General features: G+C 64.6%; 18 protein-coding genes. 9 read left to right on the top strand and 9 right to left on the bottom strand.

What is annotated here, in order from left to right:
- The first annotated feature begins 244 nt into the window (after positions 1–244).
- The gene (clpA, locus tag QJT82_RS33585) at positions 245–2,650 is read left to right on the top strand and encodes an ATP-dependent Clp protease ATP-binding subunit ClpA (RefSeq protein WP_028336408.1); all 2,406 of its coding nucleotides are present in this window, start codon (positions 245–247) and stop codon (positions 2,648–2,650) included.
- A 100-nt stretch (positions 2,651–2,750) separates the two neighbouring features.
- On the opposite strand, the gene QJT82_RS33580 is transcribed toward clpA, so the two are convergent.
- From QJT82_RS33580 to QJT82_RS33570, 3 genes are all read right to left on the bottom strand, one after another.
- On the bottom strand, positions 2,751–4,172 hold the full coding sequence (locus tag QJT82_RS33580) for an MFS transporter (RefSeq protein ID WP_080686904.1): 1,422 nt from the start codon (positions 4,170–4,172) through the stop codon (positions 2,751–2,753).
- Between the two features lie 125 nt (positions 4,173–4,297).
- Positions 4,298–4,651, bottom strand: coding sequence for a PilZ domain-containing protein (locus tag QJT82_RS33575; RefSeq protein WP_028343353.1), 354 nt, complete (start codon positions 4,649–4,651; stop codon positions 4,298–4,300).
- A gap of 213 nt (positions 4,652–4,864) precedes the next feature.
- Positions 4,865–5,821: a helix-turn-helix domain-containing protein gene (locus QJT82_RS33570; protein ID WP_028343352.1), complete on the bottom strand. Its 957-nt coding sequence runs from the start codon at positions 5,819–5,821 to the stop codon at positions 4,865–4,867.
- A 207-nt stretch (positions 5,822–6,028) separates the two neighbouring features.
- Between QJT82_RS33570 and QJT82_RS33565 the strand changes: the two genes are divergently transcribed.
- Together QJT82_RS33565 and QJT82_RS33560 are read left to right on the top strand one after the other, a co-directional pair.
- On the top strand, positions 6,029–7,039 hold the full coding sequence (locus QJT82_RS33565; protein ID WP_028343351.1) for a carbon-nitrogen hydrolase family protein: 1,011 nt from the start codon (positions 6,029–6,031) through the stop codon (positions 7,037–7,039).
- Positions 7,040–7,069: 30 nt separating this feature from the next.
- Entirely contained in the window at positions 7,070–8,104 is a 1,035-nt protein-coding gene (locus QJT82_RS33560; protein ID WP_028343350.1) for a phenylacetaldoxime dehydratase family protein, read from the top strand.
- Between the two features lie 154 nt (positions 8,105–8,258).
- Here the strand turns inward: QJT82_RS33560 and QJT82_RS33555 are convergent, their stop codons facing one another.
- Both QJT82_RS33555 and QJT82_RS33550 read right to left on the bottom strand, forming a co-directional pair.
- The gene (locus QJT82_RS33555; RefSeq protein WP_080686903.1) at positions 8,259–9,899 is read right to left on the bottom strand and encodes an SEC-C domain-containing protein; all 1,641 of its coding nucleotides are present in this window, start codon (positions 9,897–9,899) and stop codon (positions 8,259–8,261) included.
- Between the two features lie 502 nt (positions 9,900–10,401).
- On the bottom strand, positions 10,402–11,337 hold the full coding sequence (locus tag QJT82_RS33550; RefSeq protein WP_028343348.1) for a glycine/sarcosine/betaine reductase selenoprotein B family protein: 936 nt from the start codon (positions 11,335–11,337) through the stop codon (positions 10,402–10,404).
- 121 nt (positions 11,338–11,458) lie between these two features.
- Here QJT82_RS33550 and QJT82_RS33545 point away from each other — a divergent pair, with 121 nt between their 5' ends.
- The 5 genes from QJT82_RS33545 to tsaA all read left to right on the top strand — a co-directional run bounded on the left by QJT82_RS33545 (position 11,459) and on the right by tsaA (position 15,348).
- A complete protein-coding gene (locus QJT82_RS33545) occupies positions 11,459–12,544 on the top strand; it encodes a lytic transglycosylase domain-containing protein (protein ID WP_028343347.1) in 1,086 nt (361 codons plus the stop codon).
- Between the two features lie 173 nt (positions 12,545–12,717).
- A complete protein-coding gene (locus QJT82_RS33540) occupies positions 12,718–13,470 on the top strand; it encodes an AzlC family ABC transporter permease (protein WP_028343346.1) in 753 nt (250 codons plus the stop codon).
- A complete protein-coding gene (locus QJT82_RS33535) occupies positions 13,467–13,811 on the top strand; it encodes an AzlD domain-containing protein (RefSeq protein WP_028343345.1) in 345 nt (114 codons plus the stop codon). The genes QJT82_RS33540 and QJT82_RS33535 overlap by 4 nt, the downstream gene beginning before the upstream one ends.
- A 61-nt stretch (positions 13,812–13,872) precedes the next feature.
- A complete protein-coding gene (locus QJT82_RS33530) occupies positions 13,873–14,853 on the top strand; it encodes a tripartite tricarboxylate transporter substrate binding protein (RefSeq protein WP_028343344.1) in 981 nt (326 codons plus the stop codon).
- Positions 14,854–14,856: 3 nt separating this feature from the next.
- The gene (gene tsaA, locus QJT82_RS33525; protein ID WP_028343343.1) at positions 14,857–15,348 is read left to right on the top strand and encodes a tRNA (N6-threonylcarbamoyladenosine(37)-N6)-methyltransferase TrmO; all 492 of its coding nucleotides are present in this window, start codon (positions 14,857–14,859) and stop codon (positions 15,346–15,348) included.
- Positions 15,349–15,467: 119 nt separating this feature from the next.
- Here the strand turns inward: tsaA and QJT82_RS33520 are convergent, their stop codons facing one another.
- The 4 genes from QJT82_RS33520 to QJT82_RS33505 form a co-directional block, all read right to left on the bottom strand.
- Complete coding sequence (locus tag QJT82_RS33520; protein ID WP_028343342.1) at positions 15,468–15,893, bottom strand: HIT family protein; 426 nt, start codon at positions 15,891–15,893, stop codon at positions 15,468–15,470.
- Between the two features lie 53 nt (positions 15,894–15,946).
- On the bottom strand, positions 15,947–17,197 hold the full coding sequence (locus tag QJT82_RS33515) for a GNAT family N-acetyltransferase (RefSeq protein ID WP_028343341.1): 1,251 nt from the start codon (positions 17,195–17,197) through the stop codon (positions 15,947–15,949).
- 166 nt (positions 17,198–17,363) lie between these two features.
- Positions 17,364–18,116 (bottom strand): glycerophosphodiester phosphodiesterase, encoded by a 753-nt coding sequence (locus tag QJT82_RS33510; protein WP_028343340.1) that lies wholly within the window; start codon positions 18,114–18,116, stop codon positions 17,364–17,366.
- Positions 18,117–18,119: 3 nt separating this feature from the next.
- A complete protein-coding gene (locus QJT82_RS33505; RefSeq protein WP_016845428.1) occupies positions 18,120–18,587 on the bottom strand; it encodes a RidA family protein in 468 nt (155 codons plus the stop codon).
- A gap of 265 nt (positions 18,588–18,852) precedes the next feature.
- Between QJT82_RS33505 and QJT82_RS33500 the strand changes: the two genes are divergently transcribed.
- Positions 18,853–19,719 carry a cell envelope integrity EipB family protein gene (locus QJT82_RS33500; RefSeq protein ID WP_028343339.1) on the top strand — a complete coding sequence of 289 codons (867 nt, stop codon included), beginning with the start codon at positions 18,853–18,855 and terminating at the stop codon, positions 19,717–19,719.
- Positions 19,720–19,850 lie beyond the last annotated feature (131 nt).

Raw genomic sequence — 19,850 nt, 5'->3', positions numbered from 1 at the left:
ACCCGCCGCGGGGCGCGGAACGGGTCTTGCATCGCGGTTTTTGATGGTGGTGAACGGCGTTCCCGTACGATCACGGGGCGCCGCCACGCGACGCCCCGATGCCCCGAATTTAGAAGAAAACCATCATCGCGGGACCGGTCTTTCGCCACGATCCGCCGTAACTATATCAAAGGCGATCACGAAGGTTGTTATTGCCTGACCCGGTAATGGCGATCATGATGGCAGGGGGCCATAGAGGACGCGAATGCCAACTTTTTCCCAAAGCCTTGAACAATCGCTGCACCGTGCATTGGCGATCGCAAACGAGCGTCACCATCAATACGCGACGCTCGAACATCTGCTGCTGTCGCTGATCGACGACTCGGATGCGGCGGCTGTGATGCGGGCCTGCAGCGTCGATCTCGACAAGCTCAGGACGAGCCTCGTTAATTATCTCGAGACCGAATTCGAAAACCTGGTGACTGACGGCGCCGATGACGCGAAGCCGACCGCCGGGTTCCAGCGCGTGATCCAGCGCGCGGTGATTCACGTCCAGTCGTCCGGTCGCGAGGAAGTGACCGGCGCCAACGTCCTGATCGCGATCTTCGCCGAGCGCGAGAGCCATGCCGCGTACTTCCTGCAGGAGCAGGACATGACGCGCTACGACGCTGTCAACTACATCAGCCACGGCATCGCCAAGCGGCCCGGCGTGTCCGAGGCGCGGCCGGTGCGCGGCGTCGACGAGGAAACCGAGACCAAGGGCAACGAGGACGCCAAGAAGAAGGGCGAGGCGCTCGAGACCTATTGCGTCAACCTCAACAAGAAGGCGCGCGACGGCAAGATCGATCCGGTGATCGGCCGCAATGCCGAGATCAACCGTGCGATCCAGGTCTTGTGCCGCCGCCAGAAGAACAACCCGCTGTTCGTCGGCGAAGCCGGAGTCGGCAAGACCGCGATCGCCGAAGGCCTCGCCAAGCGCATCGTCGACAGCGACGTGCCGGAAGTGCTGGCGGCCGCGACCGTGTTCTCGCTCGACATGGGCACGCTGCTCGCGGGCACCCGCTATCGCGGCGATTTCGAGGAGCGGCTCAAGCAGGTCCTGAAGGAGCTGGAAGCGCATCCGAACGCCATCCTGTTCATCGACGAGATTCACACCGTGATCGGCGCCGGCGCCACCTCCGGCGGCGCGATGGATGCGTCCAATCTGCTGAAGCCCGCGCTGGCTTCGGGCACGATCCGCTGCATGGGCTCGACCACCTACAAGGAATACCGTCAGCACTTCGAGAAGGACCGCGCGCTGGTGCGGCGCTTCCAGAAGATCGACGTCAACGAGCCGACGGTGGAAGATGCGATCGCGATCCTCAAGGGCCTGAAGCCCTATTTCGAGGATTACCATCGGCTGAAATACACCAATGAGGCGATCGAGGCGGCGGTGCAGCTGTCGTCGCGCTACATCCACGACCGCAAGCTGCCCGACAAGGCGATCGACGTGATCGACGAGTCCGGCGCGGCGCAGATGCTGGTCGCCGAGAGCAAGCGCAAGAAGACGATCGGCATCAAGGAGATCGAGACCACGATCGCGACCATGGCGCGGATCCCGCCGAAGAGCGTGTCGAAGGACGATGCCGAGGTGCTGAAGCATCTCGAGCAGACCCTGAAGCGCACGGTGTTCGGCCAGGACAAGGCGATCGAGTCGCTGGCGGCGTCGATCAAGCTGGCGCGCGCCGGCCTGCGCGAGCCGGAGAAGCCGATCGGCAGCTATTTGTTCTCGGGGCCGACCGGCGTCGGCAAGACCGAGGTGGCGAAGCAACTCGCGGCGTCGCTCGGTGTCGAGCTGCTGCGCTTCGACATGTCCGAATACATGGAGCGGCACACCGTGTCGCGCCTGATCGGCGCGCCTCCCGGCTATGTCGGCTTCGACCAGGGCGGCCTGCTCACCGATGGCGTGGATCAGCATCCGCATTGCGTGGTGCTGCTCGACGAGATCGAGAAGGCGCACCCGGATCTCTACAACGTGCTGCTGCAGATCATGGATCATGGTCGACTCACCGACCACAACGGCAAGCAGGTCAACTTCCGCAACGTGATCCTGATCATGACCACGAATGCCGGGGCGGCCGATCTTGCGCGGCAGGCCTTCGGCTTCACCCGCTCGAAGCGGGAAGGCGACGATCACGAGGCGATCAATCGCCAGTTCGCGCCGGAGTTCCGCAACCGGCTGGATGCGATCGTCTCCTTCGCGCACCTCAATGCCGAGGTGATCGGCATGGTGGTCGAGAAGTTCGTGCTGCAACTCGAGGCGCAACTCGCCGACCGCGACGTCACGATCGAGCTGTCCGAGCCTGCAAAGGCCTGGCTGATCGAGCACGGCTATGACGAGCAGATGGGCGCACGTCCGATGGCGCGCATCATCCAGGAACACATCAAGAAGCCGCTCGCGGATGAGGTGCTGTTCGGCCAGCTCAAGGGCGGCGGACACGTCCGCGTCATCCTGGTCAAGGACGAGGCGACCGCCAAGGACAAGATCGGCTTCGAATATGTCGAGGGTCCGGTCACGCCGAAGCCCGAGAACCTGCCGCCGCGCAAGCGCAAGCCGCCGAAGGGTGGTCCCAACGGCGGCGGAGGCGGCACCAAGGGGCCGGCCTCAAAGGGGCCGATGGTCAAGGTCTGAGGCGCGAGCGAACAACCAAACGAAAAGGCCGGCTGAGGACAGCCGGCCTTTTTGTTTGCGGCGGTGGAGGGCCTCGATGCGATCCGCATTGTATGCGGCGTCACTCGCCCTTCAGGCGCTGGCCCTCATGGACCCGGACCTGATCGGCGCCGCGGCGGCCGGCCGAGGACAGTCGCAGCGTGCTGAGCACAGCGCCCACGACGGCAAAGCCGACGCCGACCATCAGCGAGATCCGGGTGCCGTCAGCCGGATAGCGTGCCAGCAAGAGTGCCACCAGCGCGGCGCCGATGGTCTGTCCGAGCAGGCGCGCGGTCCCTAGCATGCCGCTGGCGCCGCCCGAGCGCTCGCGCGGGGCGGCGGCGATCATGGTGCGGTTGTTTGGGGTCTGGAACAGGCCGAAGCCGGCGCCGGCGAGCGCCATGCGCCAGATCACGTCGATCGGCGCGGCGTTGGCCGGCATCAAGGCCAGCGTGCCCAATCCGGTCGCGAACAGCAGCAGGCCGATGCCGCCGAGCAGGCCGGCCGGATAACGTTCCACCAGCCAGCCCGCGAGCGGGGCGGCGAACGCGACCGCGATCGGCCAGGGCGTGATCAACAGGCCGATCTGAACCGCCGAATATCCGAAATGGTTCTCGAGATAGAACGGCATCGCGACAAAGGCCAGCATCTGACCGCAGAACGAGGCGATCGAGGTGCCGATCGAGAGCGCGAAGATCGGAATTCGTAGCAGGTCGACGGGCAGCAGCGGCGAGGGCAGATGCTGCTGCCGCCGGTACAGCAAATGCGAGGCGACCGCGGCGACGGCGAACTCCAATGCGCAGAGATACAGCGCCCCGCCGTGGCCGGCGCTGTCGATCGCGCTGATGCCGAACCCGAACGCGATGGCGCTCATCGCGGCGCTCTGCCAGTCGAAGGCGTGAACCGCCGGCCTGGTGTGGGGCAGGAAGCGCCAGCCCAGCGCCAGCGTGACGATGCCGAGCGGGACATTGATGGCGAACAGGTACGGCCAGGTCCCGACCGCCAGGATGAACGAGGCGATGGTCGGGCCGACCGCGGCCGAGATCGCGACCACCAGCGCGTTGACGCCGATGCCGCGGCCGAGCTGCGAATGCGGGTAGATGAAGCGGACCAGCGCGGTGTTGACGCTGAGGATTCCGGCAGCGCCAAACCCCTGCAGGATGCGGGCGACCGTCAGCAACGGCAGCGTATGCGACAGCGCGCATAACAGCGAGGCCAGCGTGAACAGCAACAGCCCCGCCAGATAGACGCGGCGATAGCCGATGATTTCGCCGAGCGAGGCCAGCGGCAGCAGCGAGATCGTGATCGCCAATTGATAGCCGTTGACGATCCAGATCGAGAACGCGGGGCTGGCGTTCAGATCCCGGGCAATGGTCGGCAGCGCAACGTTGGCGATCGAGCCGTCGACGACGGCCATCACAAGGCCGAGCGCGATCGTGAGAATGGCCCAATTGCGCTGCGGCTGCGGCAGCCCGTCGGGATGCTCTGTCATCGCGGACGACATGTCGTGGAGTGGCTCTCGGGTTCCGGCGTTGCGGGGATTACCGCATGCTGGATTAGCCCGGCCTTTGCAACCCCGAATGCCGGATGTCGGCCGCGACGGAAACGATGGCTCCGAGCCGAGCTGGCTCAGCCCTGGCCGAGCAACTCATTGATGCGCCGCTGCAGCTGCCGCTTCTTGATCTCGCTGCGGCGGACCCGCTCGTCGAGATCGCTGACCGGTGTGTCCGAGGTCATGATCCGGAAGGCGAGGCCGACCTTGTTCGCCTGGCGCCAGATCAGGCGGGCCAGGAACGAGCGGCCCTTGCGTGCGACGCTGAGATTGATCTCTTCGGGCAGATGCACGGCATCGCCAAATTCAACGCAGGCACCGCCTTCGCTGATATTGCGAACGACGCAATCCATCGTCGAGCCGCGTTCATTGATCTCCGCAACCGCACCATAAAACACCTTGTCGCGTACGCTCTGGCGCCGGTCCTGCATGGGAAATCCTCCAAATGAACGGCACGACTGTACCGGTCCGCCTCAGCGAAAAGAAGGGCGCCGGGGAACCCGTTGCAGTTAGTGTAAATTGTTTGCTCTGCGAGGGTGCGGATTCCCGGGTATTTTTTGCGCCGCAAAGACCCCTGGGCTTTGGTTTCTTCTTTTGGCGCGTTTTCTTAACGCGGACCGGTATCCGCTTCGCTCGAAAACGCTTTAGTTCGGCAGCCGGCTTTGCCGCCAGTCGCGCGGCGACAGGCCGTAATGGTCGCGGAACACGCGGCCGAAATGCGAGAGATCGTTAAAGCCCCAGGCGAATGCGATCTCGCCGATGTGGCGATGCGCGTGCGCCGGCGAGGCGAGGTCGCGCTTGCAGCGCTCCAGCCGCTGCGCCAGCACGAAGCGCTGGAACGAGGTGTCCTCGTCGGCCAGCAGGCTGTTGACGTAGCGCGGCGAGATGCCGAGCGCGGCGGCGGTCTCGGTGAGGCCGAGCTCGGGGTTCGGCAGATGCGCGAGCACATGCGCCTTCAGGCGGTAGAGCAGCGCGGAGCGGTGGGTCGAGGCGGGCAGCGCGGCGCCGCCGAGCCGCTCGCTCATCGCCATCGCGAGCAGGTCGGCAGCCTGGTCGGCGAGGCGGATCGCGTTGTCAGGATCGAGCTTGTCGGCGATCTCGGAGAGCCCCGCGATGAACTGCCAGGCGAGCCGCTGCACGGGACGATCCGATGTGAACGTGGTCGCAGTTAAGCCCTGGGTGCCGGCGAAGCGCCGGTGCAGCATGGCGCGCGGCACCTGGAAGATGGTCTGCGTGAAGTCGGCGTTGAAGCGCAATTCATAGGGCCGGGTGGTGTCGTAGAATGCGAACTCGCCGGGCTGGATCACGGTCTCGCGGCCGTCCTGCAGCACGGCGCCAGCGCCGCTCCGGCCGAGCGCGAACAGAACAAGATCCTCGCTGGCGCGTGCGATCCGCGACGGCGTGCGCAGCACCCGTTGCTGGCTCGACGAGACGAGGGAGCATTTCACCGCGCCCAGCTGCGTGCTGGTGATGGCGCCGTGGAAGGCGGTGCCGAGATCGGACTTGCAGTCGAGCTGCACGAAGACGTCGCAGACGATGTCCTGCCAGAGCGCAAGGCGCCGATGGGTGGGCGCGTCTTCCGTGGTGAACAGGGCCGGCATGATTTCCTCCCTTCACGAGTGCAAACGCTGGCCACGCGAACAAAGCAAGCTTCATACCGGGGGCGGCCGGGGAATCTCCTCCGCAGTCGAATTTTCCTTCCGTCCTGGTCGAACGGCGTGCCCGGTCCCGGGGCAGCATGATGTCAGAGGCCGCCATGGCCGATCAAGTACGAACCGGCCGGAAGCGTCGGCCGCGAGGAGGACATCATGGGCATCCAACATCCGAAATACCGCGTTGCGGTGGTGCAGGCCGCACCTGCCTGGCTCGACCTCGACGCCTCCATCGCCAAGTCCATCGCGCTGATCGAGGAGGCAGCCGCCAAGGGGGCGAAGCTGATCGCGTTTCCCGAGGCCTTCATCCCCGGCTATCCCTGGTACATCTGGCTGGACTCGCCGGCCTGGGCGATCGGGCGCGGCTTCGTGCAGCGCTATTTCGACAACTCGCTCAGCTACGACAGCCCGCAGGCCGAGAAGCTGCGGCTCGCGGTGAAAAAGGCCGGCATGACCGCGGTGCTCGGCCTGTCCGAGCGCGACGGCGGCAGCCTCTACCTCGCGCAATGGTTGATCGGGCCCGACGGCGAGACCATCGCCAAGCGGCGCAAGCTGCGGCCGACCCATGCCGAGCGCACCGTCTATGGCGAGGGCGACGGCAGCGACCTTGCGGTGCATGACCGCCCCGGCATCGGCCGGCTCGGCGCGCTGTGCTGCTGGGAGCACCTGCAGCCGCTGTCGAAATACGCGATGTATGCCCAGAACGAGCAGGTCCATGTTGCGGCTTGGCCGAGCTTCTCGCTGTACGATCCGTTCGCGCCGGCGCTCGGCTGGGAGGTCAACAACGCGGCCTCGCGAGTCTATGCGGTCGAGGGCTCGTGCTTCGTGCTGGCGCCCTGCGCCACGGTCTCGCAGGCGATGGTCGACGAGATGTGCGACCGCGACGACAAGCACGCGCTGCTGCATGTCGGCGGCGGACATGCCGCGATCTACGGGCCGGACGGCAGCTCGATCGCCGAGAAGCTGCCGCCCGAGCAGGAGGGGCTGTTGCTCGCCGACATCGATCTCGGCGCGATCGGGATCGCCAAGAACGCCGCCGACCCGGCCGGGCACTATTCGCGCCCCGATGTCACGCGTCTGCTGCTGAACAAGAAGCCCTCGAAGCGCGTCGAGCACTTCGCGCTGCCGCTCGACAGCCTTGAGGAGATCGACGCGGCTGCGAGCTGAACGCACGACATCCAACCGGAGGCGACTGCCATGGAATCCGCGATTCCCTCTCACCTGAAGACAGAGCGGACCCGTCATCGTCGCGTGCCCGACGACTACGCGCCGCCTTATCCGTCCTTTGTCGCGCGCCACAAGCCTGCGGTGGCACGCGTGATCATGGCCTATTTCGGCGTGCAGTTTCGCGGCGAACTGACTGCCGCGGCGAACGAGGCGCTCGCATCGATCGCAAAACGCTTTGCCAGCGAGAACGGCCCGACGCATTGGGATCGTGCGCAACATGTCGACCAGGCCGGCTACACCAATGTCGTCTCGGTCGCCTATTGGGACGATGCCGGGCGTTTCGACGCCTGGTTCGACGGTGCGCGCGAGACCTGGACCGGCAGCGGCGCCACTGACGGTGTTGGCCGCTTCATCGAGGTGCTGCGGCCGCATGTTGCGCGCTACGAGACCCTGTTCTCGTCGCTCGGCCGTCCGGAGGGTGTCGCTGTGCTTGCCGATGGCATGAGCGGAGAGGTGCAGGAGCACGCCTATTGGGGCGGCATGCGCGACCGTATCCCGCTGTCGCAGACCGACGCGATGACGCCGGGCGGCGATCCGCGCGCGATCCGCGACGGCGCACGCATCCGCGTGATTGCGCATGACAATCTCTGCCTGATCCGCTCCGGACAGGACTGGAGCGACACCGAAACATCGGAGCGCAAGATGTATCTCGACGATGTCGAGCCGGTGCTGCGCGAGGGCATGGATTTCCTGCGCGACGACGGCGTGCCGATCGGCTGCTACGCCAACCGCTACATGCGCGTTGTCGATGGGGAGGGCAGGCCGACCGAAAAGTCCTACGGCCAGAGCTGGTGGAAGAGCCTCGCGGCGCTGGAGCGCTGGGCGGAATCGCACCCGACCCATGTCAGGATTTTTGGCGCGGCGATGAAGTATCTCTCGACATTGGGCCCGAACGCCAAGCTCAGGCTGTATCACGAGGTCACCGTGGCAGCCGCGGACGAGCAGTTCTTCGAATATCTCGGCTGTCACGAACGGACCGGTATGCTAGCAGCTGTTAACTCGTAGGCGCCTGCGTGCGACGATATCTGCGCAGTCAATTGGGTCTGAGTGTTGTGCATTGATGGGCTCGCGCCATCGCAACAGAAAGGGCTGCGAACGTAGTCATTGTGATCAGCGGGGGAAGTTTCTGGATCTCCATTATATTCACACTGTTGTCGGGCTAGTTGGTGTCTTTGCTCGGATCAACGATGTTTGGCTGACCTTCTTGCGGTCGACGGGTCTTGGTGCTGCCTTCTGCGCCGAGGGCCCATTGCTCGCAAATGAAGATCGCAAGATGTTTTTGGGACCAGTCGCGGAAGGCATCCAAACCAGGATGGTCTTTCAAAAACTCAAGCAGCTTTTCTCGTGGAGTATCTTTGTAGGTCTCGTAGAAGAACTCGGCGAGTTCGTATGCATTTTGGGCTCGCCGATCGACGGATTGTAGTACGCCAAAAAATGTTTCCGGATTTCGTCGGAATACGTCGACCTCGATATCTGTCATGGGGCAAGACGCTAGAAAGTTCGCGCCGTTGGCTTCGAATACTCCATGCATCGTCTTTGTCTCTGCGTTGGCAGATGCGCTCACAAGGCGTGCTAAGACATTCTTGTTGCTAGCATCTGGCACGGCATACTCGTTGCCGACGATCCAGCGAGGGTGATCGGACTGATCGGTGAACGCAAATTCCGGAGCTTGACCATCGAAGGTTGACGGTATTTCCGTGTGCACTTTCATTGATTCTATTAGCCGATGCATTTCCGGATGTGCTTCGCGCGCTAGGACGATTTGCTGAAACGTCGCGGGCGGGCGCGGTTGAAAGGTGGGCATACGAAACCCTATCGCGGCTGCCACTGACGCGCCTTCTAGCGAGTCATGATTGTGATGAAATGGTTGGTTCAGCAAGAATAGATAAGCGGATGGGGCGAGCTGGCCTCGGATCTTGAGCGAACGTTCGGCGTCCTCGACTTGGAACAGAAGTGCGCTAAGCAGTGACTCATTGATTGAGTCGCCCGTGACATCTGGCAAGTTGAGGTCGACTAAAACGACCCGAGACCACGGCAGGTCCTTCTTCAGAGCCTGAGATAGTTTGTTCTTCAGCTTGATCTGATCAATTGAAGGGCGTTCGGCGTTGAGTTGGCCGAGACGAGTCTTGACTTCAACAGAGAAGCGGCGGCCCGTTTCCGGAGAGATGGCAGTGAACTCAGCGTGGTGCCCTGGACGCAGGTCGTCCTCATACTTGAGGAAGAAGCCGGCCTTCAAGAATGCGGCGGCTGCGTGCATCTCCGACAAAGTCGCCAGGAAGCCATCCGACATACGAAGTCGGTTGATCATTCGATCGAGTAGCGGCTCATCGTATTGCTCATAGTGATGTTCGATAAGGTATAGATCATAAGCAAGTGCCAGAGTACTTCGAAACCCGTTGTTGACTTTGGCTTTTGTTATGGAGCGTGCTGGCGAAGGCGCGCTCCTCGCGGCTCGGCGCATGGCGGACGCCCATTGTCCGATGAGATGACCATCGCTGCCTGTGGTCATCTCAGCTGCAATCCATTGCTTACCAATCCGTTCCGCGAGGTAGGTGAGGAGGAAATCGGTGAAGGTTACCCACTCGCCGACAAAAATTGAGCGACCCACAACAACGGCCCTACCTTTCTGAAGGCCGTAGGTTTGGATTGCCTTCCCGAACCCCTGCTGCTTCTGCCGATCATGAAGGATTGCTTTTTGACGCTCGAGCGACAACGGTTCAGCTTCGGTGCGATAGCGTCCGTGGCAGTGCTTAAATCTTTTTCCGGAGCCACAAAAGCAAGGCTGATTTCGGCTGGCCAAGTTTGCATTCTCTTGTCAGTGATTCGTGCGAGATGTAAGCACGACACGCTCGACGAGCGTGCCAGCGGCTCTGCACGTTATCCGGAATATTCACAGGCTGATTTTGAGGCGGAAGCGCTGGGCTGACCCGACGCATCAAACTATTTGGCCGGCGCAGCCAAGCAGGCATATCACTTCAGTCCTACGGCCGCCGCGTTCCGTGATCGCCTAGGCCAACTCGACGGCCGGGCCGCATCGGCGCGGCGTTATGCGGAGGCCGGAGGCCGAGGAAGCCACTTCAGGCGCTTTGCCGGCGCCGGTGAAGGCGCATTGAGCGAGCTCTCTCCGCTTGTCGTCCCCCGGCTTGACCGGGGGACCCGGTACGCCGCGGCTTCTCCGTGACTGACCGGTGTCTCTGGAATACTGGGCGGATTCGACCGGTCGTCGCAACACCCTGACAAAAGGAGGTCGCGTTGAAGCCATGGAAGCGGGCATGGCAAGAAAATTGTAGACAGGCCGAGCCTTACGCCACGCGCTCGCGCAGCCCCTTGGCGACTTCCTTCTGCGCGTCGAACTCGCGGCGCAGGCGGGCCAGCTCCTCGGCGCTCAGCGCATCGGCGTTGCTGTAGTCGCGCTTCCAGGCAGCGTCCGCGCTCCAGCGCAGCGGCGACTGCACGGTGGTCTGCGGGCCGGGCGCGGACTCCAGCACGCGCAGCGCCAGCTCCAGCGTGAACGCCTGCGAGGCGACGTCCTGCGGCTTGCCGGCGGAATTGCCGAGCGGGAAGTCGGAGAACAGGAGGCGCGGCACCGCGGCGTGCTCGACGATATCCTTGGCGCAGCCCATCACGACCGTGGAGATGCCGTTGGCTTCGAGATGCCGCGCCACCAGGCTGACGGTCTGGTGGCAGACCGGGCAGTTTGGCACCAGCACCGCGGCGTCGACCTTGTCGTCACGGCCGCGCTTGAGGATTTCGGGCGCGTCGGTCTCGATGGTGACGCGATGGCTGCGGTTGGTCGGGGCGCCGAAGAAGCGCGGGGCGACGTCGCCGATCGTGCCGGCCGCGGCGAGACGCTTGAGCTGTGCCAGTGGGAACCAGGTGCCGCTGTCGGTCGCCGTGGTGTGGGTGCGGTCATAGGCGATGTGCGAAATCCTTAAGTCCTGTGGCTTTGACGTGTCGCCGTCATAGACCGCATAGAACTTGGCCCCGCCATTGTATTTCGCGCCGGGACCCTGGTCGCCCCTGGCGGGATCGAAGGGCGCTGCCGTCGTGATGATGGCGACGCGGGACCGGTTCAACGGCTTCTTCAGGGGCTGGAACGGGGCGGAGGTGTAATGCGCCCAGCGGTAGGGGGTGGTGTAGCCGATCGCCGCGTAATAATCGCGGGTCCGCTTCATATAGCCGATCGGGGCGTCGTCGTCGGGGGCAAAGCCGAGTTGATCGTCCGAAGCTGCGGCCATTTTGCGCTCCCTTTTGCGCGCCATCATTTCAGTCCATAGCTAGACCACGAGCTTGCGGTGTCAAGCCACGCCGCGCGGGAACAGATTTGCGATGCGAACGGGTCGTTGCGCCGCATGGGTCATGCTTGTGTTGCTGGTGTCGCCGGTCGGCGCCGGCGCCGAGGACGCGCCTGCCGCAGCCCCGGCGCCGCCGCCGTCCGCCGAGCAGCCCGCAGCGCCGCCCGCTGACCAGCCCGCCGCGCCCGCCGAGAAACCCGCCGCGGCGCCGGCAGATCAGCCTGCGCCACCGCCGGGAGAGCAGGCTGCGCCATCGGCCGAGAAACCTGCACCCCCCGCGGATACGCCGGCGACACAGGCCGAGAAACCTGCGGCAACGACTGAGAAACCCGCGGACGACGCGCGCGAGAGCGACACCCGCGAGGCGATGTGCCTGATGATCGAGTCGGCGGCGCGGGCGAACGACCTGCCGCTCGAATTCTTCGCGCGCGTGATCTGGCAGGAGAGCCGCTTCCAGGCCGATGCGGTTGGTCCGATGACGCGCAACGGCCAGCGCGCGCAGGGCATCGCGCAATTCATGCCGGGCACGGCAAACGAGCGCGGGCTGCTGGATCCTTTCAATCCGGTGCAGGCGCTGCCGAAGTCGGCCGAATTCCTCAGCGAGCTGCGCAACCAGTTCGGCAATCTCGGCCTCGCGGCCGCGGCCTACAATGCCGGCCCGCGCCGGATCCAGGACTGGCTCGCCGGCTCCGGCTACATGCCGCAGGAGACGCGCAATTACGTCTCCGCGATCACCGGCTCCAGCGTCGACGACTGGGCCGCCGCCGGGCGCAACGGCAAGATGCCGCAGCGCGCGCCGACCACGAGCTGCCGCGAGCTGATGGCGCTGCTGAAGCGCGCGCCTAACCCGTTCGTCGCAGGGCTCGAGCAGCACATCACGCTGTCGGCGGCCAAGGTCTGGGGCGTGCAGCTTGCCGCCGGCTTCAGCCGCGACAAGGCGCTCGCGATGTATGCCCGCGCCATCAAGCGCCTTGCCAACGTGATCGGCGATCAGGATCCGAGTTTGCTGAGCTCACGGCTTCGCACCCGCGGCAGCGCGACCTTCTACCAAGTGCGCATCGGCGCCGACACGCGCCCCGAAGCCGACGGCCTGTGCAGCCGTATCCGCAAGGCGGGCGGGGCGTGCTTTGTGCTGAAGAACAGGGCGTGATTGCGTAGCCCGGATGAAGCGAAGCGAAATCCGGGACGTTGGCGTCGGGCGCGATCCCCGGATTACGCTGCGCTCCATCCGGGCTACTGCATACCCGCCGTGCGCCGTCTCTTGCTTGACCCTGCGTTGTCCGCGCCCTAATCCGCCGCGATTGCAAAACCATCCGGTTCCCCGTGGCGCTTCCTCCGCTCGATTCTCCGCAATGGCACACCTCGTTCCGCGCCTTCCTGTGGGGCGCACGGTCGATCGGCGCGACCGTGCTGACCCTGGTGCTGTTTGCGACCTATCTCGGCATCGGCGCGCTGGCGCATGATTCCGGCTTCTCGCTGGGCTGGACCCTGGCAAGCACGGCGTTTGTCTGGGCCGGTCCTGCGCAGATCATCGTGATCACGACGCTCGGCTCCGGCGCCACCGTGCTGCAATCGGCAATCGCGGTCACCGTCAGCGCGATCCGCCTGTTCCCGATGGTGGTCTCGGTGTTGCCGATGATGCGCACCGAACAGACCAAGCGGCGGCATCTGATCCTGGTGGCGCATCTCACCGCCGTCACGCTGTGGGTCGAATGCTTCCGCTTCCTGCCGCAGGTGCCGCGCAACCGGCGGATCGCCTTCATCCACGGGCTCGGCTGCGGGCTGGTCACGGTCTGCCTGATCGCCAACATGTTCGGTTACATGCTCGCGGCCAACCTCACGCCGCTGTTCGCCGCCGGAATGCTGATGCTGACGCCGCTCGCCTTCCTGTTCTCCACGGCGCGCAATTGTCGCGAGCTCGCCGATGTCATCGCGCTGGTGCTCGGTCTATTGCTGTTCCCGCTGGCGGCGATGCTGAACAGCGGCGTCGACATCCTGGTCAGCGGGGTCGTCGCGGGCACCATCGCCTATGCCGTGCACCGGGCGAGGGCGGGCATCGTCGGGGCGCGCGCATGAGTACCTTCATCGGCGACTGGCACGCGCTCGCGATCCTGTTCGTCGCGGGCGTCATCCCCAACCAGATCTGGCGCATGCTCGGCCTGTGGTTCGGCGGCGGCATCGACGAGAACTCCGAGCTCTTGGTCTGGGTGAGGGCTGTCGCCACCGCGATCCTCGCCGGCATCATCGCGCAGATCGTGGTGCAGCCGCCGGGCGCGCTCGCCAGCGTGCCGGACTGGCTGCGTTACGGCGCCGTCGCCGCGGGCTTTGTCGTGTTCATGCTGGCGAGGAAGTCGATCTTCGCCGGCGTGATCGCGGGCGAGATCGTCATGATCGCAGGCAAATACTGGCTCGGCTGATTGCGGCGTCCGCATTATCCGCTACTCTCGCTCCCCAAGAACAAGACAACGGGGAAACGGCATGCAGCGGCGCGCATCATCGCTATTCATTGTTGCTCTGACGGCTTTGCTGGCGGCGACGCTGCCGGCGCGTGCCGCGGATTATCCGACGCGACCGATCAAGCTCGTGGTGCCCTATGCCGCGGGCGGGCCGACCGACGTGCTCGGCCGCATCGTCGGCGAATATCTCGGGCGCGATCTCAAGCAGGTGGTCGTGGTCGAGAACAAGGCCGGCGCGCAGGGGGCGATCGGCGCCGAGGCCGTGGCGCGCTCCGATCCCGACGGCTACACGCTATTCGTGACGGCGGCCTCGATCTTCGTACTCAATCCGCTGCTCTACAAGAAGCTGCCCTACGATCCGGCCAGGGATTTCCGTCTGCTGTCGGTGATCACGGACGCGCCGATGATCATGGAGGTGCATCCGTCCGTCCCGGCAAAGACGATCGCGGAGTTCGTCGCCTACGCGAAGAAGAATCCCGGAAAACTCAATTTCGGATCGGCGGGCACCGGCGGCACGGTTCATCTCGCCGGCGAGATGTTCAAGCAGATGGCCGGCGTCGAGATGACCCACGTGCCCTACAAGGGCGCGGGTCCGGCGCTGACCGACCTCTTGTCAGGCAACATCCAGCTGATGTTCGACACGCTCGGCACCGCGCTGCCGCCGGTCAAATCGGGCATGCTGCGGCCGCTCGGCGTCAGCTCGACGGAGCGCATCCCCGATTTGCCCGATCTGCCGACGATCGCCGAGAGCGGCTATCCCGATTATGCGGTCAGCGTCTGGTATGGTATCGCAGCGCCATCGAAAGTGCCTGATGACGTCGCCGACAAGATCAAGGCGAGCCTCGACCGGGCCTTGAACGACGAGGCGTTCCGCGCTTCGCTGCTCAAGATCGGATTCCCGCCGCTGCACGCGAAGAGCCAGGCCGAGATCGACAAGTTCGTGAATACCGATCGCGCGCGATGGGCGGGCGTGGTCAAGGCGCTGAACATATCGCTGGATTGACACATGGTACGTGAAATGGAACTGCGCCAGGGCGAGGTCGCCGTCGACATGCCGACGGCGCGCGATGCCGGGCTGGTCTTCATCGGCCGCATCCGTACGCCCTGGACCTCGCGGCTGGCGACGCCGCGGCAGGGGCGGCACGACGGCCCGGTGTGCCGGCTCGAGATTTTCGAGCCCTGGGTCGCCGCGATCAAGGGCGTCGATTTCTATTCAAATCTCGAGGTGCTGTACTGGCTGCACCAGTCGCGCCGCGACATCGTGCTGCAAAGCCCGAAGAACAACGGCAACACCCGCGGCACCTTCTCGCTGCGCTCGCCGGTGCGCCCCAACCCGATCGGCACCTCGATCGTCAAGCTGGTCGGTGTCGAGGGCAACGTCATTTTGGTGCGCGGCCTCGACTGCCTCGACGAGACGCCGCTGATCGACGTCAAGCCCGACCGCTGCGAGTTCACCCCGCTGGCCCCGCCGCAGGCGGGGGACTTCGAGAGGGAGTAAAATCTGCGACGTCGTAGCCCGGATGCAGCGAAGCGAAATCCGGTGCAGCACTCTTACTGCACGGCAGAGATTCCCGGATTGCGCTGCGCTTCATCCGGGCTACGGAATAGCGCCGTGGCCTATTTCAACGCCGCGCTCAGCTTTGCCGCGCTCGCCTCCAGCACCTTGGCATCTTCCTTGTGGCTCGCAGGCGGCAGCAGCGCGACGCCGTCCTTGCGCGGCATGACGTGCATGTGCAGATGGAACACGACCTGGCCACCGGCGGGCTCGTTGAATTGTTGCACGGTGATGCCGTCGGCTTCGAACGCCTTCATCGCGGCGGCGGCGATCTTGTGCGAGGCGCGCGCGACGTGCGCGTAGTCGTCGGGCTTGATGTCGAGGATGTTGCGGGCAGGGGCCTTCGGAATGACGAGCGTATGCCCCGGCGAGCGCGGCATGATGTCGAGGAAGGCGAACACGTGCTCGTCTTCATAGACCTTGTAGCAGGGCAGCTCGCCGCGCAGGATCTTTGCGAAGATGTTGTTGCTGTCGTAGGCGGCGGGCATGGCGGCGGCTCCTCGATGATGCTGCTTTTATTGCCTAGGTGGCGGCGGAGACGTCAAGCGTCGTCGTCGACCGTCTTGCGGAACGGGCCGGCCTCGGCGAGCTCACGGCCGACCTCGGCGACATAGTCGCGCTCGCGCTTGAGGTAATCGGCGATCGCCCTGCGCAGTCCGGGATCGGCGATGAAATGCGCCGAATAGGTCGTCTGCGGCAGGTAGCCACGCGCCAGCTTGTGCTCGCCCTGCGCGCCGGCCTCGACCACCTTGAGCCCGCGTTGAACCGCGAAGTCGATCGCCTGGTAGTAGCAGACCTCGAAGTGCAGGAACGGGTGGTGCTCGATCGCGCCCCAGTTGCGGCCGAACAGCGTGTCCGAGCCGATGAAGTTGATCGCACCCGCGATCCAGCGTCCGTTGCGCTTGGCCATCACCAGCAGCACGTCGCGGCTCATGGTCTCGCCGATCAGCGAGAAGAATTCTCGGGTCAGATACGGCCGGCCCCATTTGCGCGAGCCGGTCTCCATGTAGAACTCGAAGAACGCATCCCAGGCGTCCTCGGTGATGTCGGAGCCGGTGAGCCAGTGGATGGTGATCCCGGCGGCAACCGCCTCGCGGCGCTCGCGCTTGATGCCCTTGCGGTGGCGCGAGTTCAGCGAGCCGAGAAAGTCGTCGAAGGTCTTGTAGCCCTCATTGTGCCAGTGGAACTGCTGGTCGGTCCGCTGCAGGAAACCGTGTGCGCCGAGGAACCTGGCCTCGTCCTCGCGGGCGAACGTCACATGCACGGAGGAGGCCTCGGTAGCGTTGCAGAGTGCCCGCAGGCCCCGCGCCAGCGCCGAGCCGATCACCTCGCGGTCGACGCCGTCGCGGATCAACAGCCGCGGCCCGGTCGCGGGCGTGAAGGGGACGGACACCTGCAGCTTCGGGTAATAGCTGCCGCCGGCGCGGTGATAGGCCTCGGCCCAGCCGCGATCGAACACGTATTCGCCCTGCGAGTGCGATTTCAGATAGCAGGGCACGACGCCGACGATCCGGCCGTCGAGTTTGGCGATCAGATGCCGCGGGCCCCAGCCGGTCCGCGAGCAGGCCGAATTGGAGGCTTCGGCGGCGGCGAAAAAGGCGTGGGAAACGAACGGGTTATAGCTCGAACTTGCGGCGGTCTGGCAATCGTTTGCGGAACCGGGCGAGGCCAGCGTGTCGAGGTTATGGATGCTGTCCGCGTTCGCCTTGGGATTGGCGCAGGCGTCCCATTCGGCGGTCGGAATGCCGCCGATGTCAGCTACAGCCTCTAGGGTGATTTCAGAAGACGCCATCGAGAATGAAGACCGGTGCCTCGTTTGAGCATGATCTTTCCGGAACAGCTGGCTCCACTTCCGGATCATGCCCCGCATTCCGCCATCGCCGATGACGACCAACCTTCGCCAACATCGTGCGTCGCAGCGATGAGTTCAAGACTGCAGGGGGCATGTCTCGGACATGTCAGGTTCCCGGCACAAACCCCTCGAAAATCATCTGGTCGGCGTAGCGCGCCGCGCGTTCGCGCTGTTCCGCGGTCCGCACGGTCCAGGCCAGCAGCGGGCAGCCGAACACGTTGCGGGCGATCCACGGCTCCGGCGCCGGCAGCTGGTTGACCCAATAGGCGACGAAATGCGGCTCGGTCGTAAAGCCGTGCCGCAGGTACAGCATGCTGTCGCGCTGCGCCGGCGTCAGCTTGTCCCAATGGCCGTCGTCATAGGTGCGCTGGGCGGTGATGCCGCGCGGCAGGTTCGGCATGATCTCGCGCAGCGCCAGCACCTGGTCGGGATCGAAGGACATGCCGACCACCGGGCCGGAATAGGACGCCAGCACCTCGGCCATCCGCCGCACCAGTCTGCGGTCGCCGTCGAAATGGCTCTTCACCTCGACCACCAGCGGCACGCGGCCGGCGACCAGCGCGCAGAGATCGCCAAGCGTCATCATCTGCTCGGAGGTGTCCTTGAACTTGACGGCCTTCAGCTCGGCCGCCGTCTTGGTCGCCAGCAGGCCCGCCCCCTCGGTGAGGCGGCCGAGCGCATCGTCGTGATGCACCATCGCCTCGCCGTCGGCGGTGAGCTGGATATCGCACTCGATGGCGAAGTTGCCGGCGACCGCGGCGGTGGCCGCGGCCGGCATGTTCTCGATGATGCCGCGCGCGACATCATGCAGGCCGCGATGGGCGACCGGCCGTTTCGTCAGCCAATCAGGAGCGCGCATCGATCAGGCGACTTCGAACACGCCTTCGACTTCGACCGCGGCGTCCGCGGGCAGCGAGGCGACGCCGACGGTGGTGCGGGCATGGCGGCCCTTGTCGCCGAATGCTTCGACCATCAGGTCGGAGGCGCCGTTCAGCACCTTCGGCCCGTCGAAGAAGTCGGGCGCCGAATTGATGAAGCCGCCGAGCCGCACCACGCGCACCACCTTGTCGAGGTCGCCGAGCGCGGCCTTGATCTGGGCCAGCAGGTTGATTGCGCAGCCGCGCGCGGCGGCGGCGCCCTGTTCGAGCGTGACGCCGGCGCCGAGCTTGCCCTTGGCGATCAGCTTGCCTTCGGCGTTGAAGCAGACCTGGCCGGACACGAACAGCAGGTTTCCGCTGCGGACGAAGGGGACATAGTTTGCGACCGGGGAGGTCGGCTCGGGAAGTGTGATGCCCTGTGATGCCAGTTTTTGTTCGACGGTACCCGCCATCTTTTGGTCCCCCAAATTGGATTGCACGAAGCCTGAAACGCGGTCAGGGCCAAGTTTGTTTCGATTGTTTCGCGCATCATGCCGCCGGTTGCAAGCGACGGTAAGGTGAGGACAACGCGGCCATGACGTGCCGAATCGCACGGAAAGCTGCCGAAAATGACGGCATTTTCGCTGCGTACATTGCCATTTTGTCAGACTTGCCCCAGTTGCGGCGCAATACCACCGTCACTATTGTGGCGAATCCCTACCTCCTTGAGGAAACCATATGACCCTGCCGTTCCGGACTCCGTCGCGTGCCCTGGTGTTTGCGATCGCCGTTGCCGCAGGATCCGGCCTGGTTCAGGGGTCCGCGGTCGCTGCGGCAAGCGGGCCGTTCCTCGCGCATCAGGCGCTCTACGACCTCAGCCTGGTGAAGTCGCGCGGCTCCAACTCGGTCAGCGATGCGCGCGGGCGCATCCTCTACAATTTCTCCGGCAACTCCTGCGAAGGCTATACCTCCGAGTTCCGCCAGGTGTCCGAGCTCGATAGTGGCGAGGGCAAGGTGACGCTATCAGATCTTCGCTCCACGTCCTGGGAGGACGCGTCGGGCAAAAGCTACCGCTTCAAGATCGATACGCGGATGAACGACAGTGAATCGTCGCCGGTCGACGGCATCGCCGAGCGGGTCGGCGATCATATCACCGTGAAGCTGACCCAGCCGGTGAAGAAGACGTTCAATATCGACGGCAAGATCGTGTTCCCGACCGAGCAGATCCAGCACATCATCGGTGCCGCCCGCGATGGCAAATCGGTGCTCGAGCAGACCGTCTATGACGGCTCCGACAACGGCGAGAAGATCTACAACACGCTGACCGTGATCGGGCGGCCGATCGCGGGTGACCGCGCGCCGTCATCGCCCGATCCGTCGACGGCGAGCAATGCGATGAAGGCCATGACGCGCTGGCCGGTGACCGTGAGCTATTACGACAGCGACGCGCGCGCGAAGGACGGCGAGCAGACGCCGGTCTACGCGATGTCGTTCGAGCTCTACGAGAACGGCGTCTCTCGCGCGCTGGTACTGGATTACAACGATTTCGTGATCTCGGGCGCGCTGGACAAATTCGACGTCAGGGATTCCAAGCCCTGCAAATGATGGGCTGATCCTCTCGGCAGACTCAGCCGTCGTCCCGGGCAAGCGAAGCGCGACCCGGCAACTGTTATGTTGGTTTGGTCTGTAGGTACGGCTTTCGGTCTCGCATCATGGCATTGAGGACCGTCAGCAGC

It is taken from the genome of Bradyrhizobium sp. Mp19, from assembly GCF_029952935.1.
In the GTDB taxonomy this organism is placed as follows: Bacteria; Pseudomonadota; Alphaproteobacteria; order Rhizobiales; family Xanthobacteraceae; genus Bradyrhizobium; species Bradyrhizobium elkanii.
The sequence above is the reverse complement of the archived record's forward strand: the minus strand, read 5'-3'. Positions and strand labels throughout refer to the sequence as shown.

Bases quoted from the DNA above. Each gene is read 5' to 3' on its own strand.
- QJT82_RS33535 (WP_028343345.1), top strand. From the start codon at position 13,467: ATGAGTACCTTCATCGGCGACTGGCACGCGCTCGCGATCCTGTTCGTC.
- QJT82_RS33510 (WP_028343340.1), bottom strand. From the start codon at position 18,116: ATGCGCGCTCCTGATTGGCTGACGAAACGGCCGGTCGCCCATCGCGGC.
- QJT82_RS33580 (WP_080686904.1), bottom strand. From the start codon at position 4,172: ATGTCGTCCGCGATGACAGAGCATCCCGACGGGCTGCCGCAGCCGCAG.
- QJT82_RS33570 (WP_028343352.1), bottom strand. From the start codon at position 5,821: ATGCCGGCCCTGTTCACCACGGAAGACGCGCCCACCCATCGGCGCCTT.
- QJT82_RS33545 (WP_028343347.1), top strand. From the start codon at position 11,459: ATGCTTGTGTTGCTGGTGTCGCCGGTCGGCGCCGGCGCCGAGGACGCG.
- QJT82_RS33500 (WP_028343339.1), top strand. From the start codon at position 18,853: ATGACCCTGCCGTTCCGGACTCCGTCGCGTGCCCTGGTGTTTGCGATC.
- QJT82_RS33560 (WP_028343350.1), top strand. From the start codon at position 7,070: ATGGAATCCGCGATTCCCTCTCACCTGAAGACAGAGCGGACCCGTCAT.
- QJT82_RS33515 (WP_028343341.1), bottom strand. From the start codon at position 17,197: ATGGCGTCTTCTGAAATCACCCTAGAGGCTGTAGCTGACATCGGCGGC.
- QJT82_RS33505 (WP_016845428.1), bottom strand. From the start codon at position 18,587: ATGGCGGGTACCGTCGAACAAAAACTGGCATCACAGGGCATCACACTT.
- QJT82_RS33565 (WP_028343351.1), top strand. From the start codon at position 6,029: ATGGGCATCCAACATCCGAAATACCGCGTTGCGGTGGTGCAGGCCGCA.
- QJT82_RS33530 (WP_028343344.1), top strand. From the start codon at position 13,873: ATGCAGCGGCGCGCATCATCGCTATTCATTGTTGCTCTGACGGCTTTG.
- tsaA (WP_028343343.1), top strand. From the start codon at position 14,857: ATGGTACGTGAAATGGAACTGCGCCAGGGCGAGGTCGCCGTCGACATG.
- QJT82_RS33550 (WP_028343348.1), bottom strand. From the start codon at position 11,337: ATGGCCGCAGCTTCGGACGATCAACTCGGCTTTGCCCCCGACGACGAC.
- QJT82_RS33575 (WP_028343353.1), bottom strand. From the start codon at position 4,651: ATGCAGGACCGGCGCCAGAGCGTACGCGACAAGGTGTTTTATGGTGCG.
- clpA (WP_028336408.1), top strand. From the start codon at position 245: ATGCCAACTTTTTCCCAAAGCCTTGAACAATCGCTGCACCGTGCATTG.
- QJT82_RS33520 (WP_028343342.1), bottom strand. From the start codon at position 15,893: ATGCCCGCCGCCTACGACAGCAACAACATCTTCGCAAAGATCCTGCGC.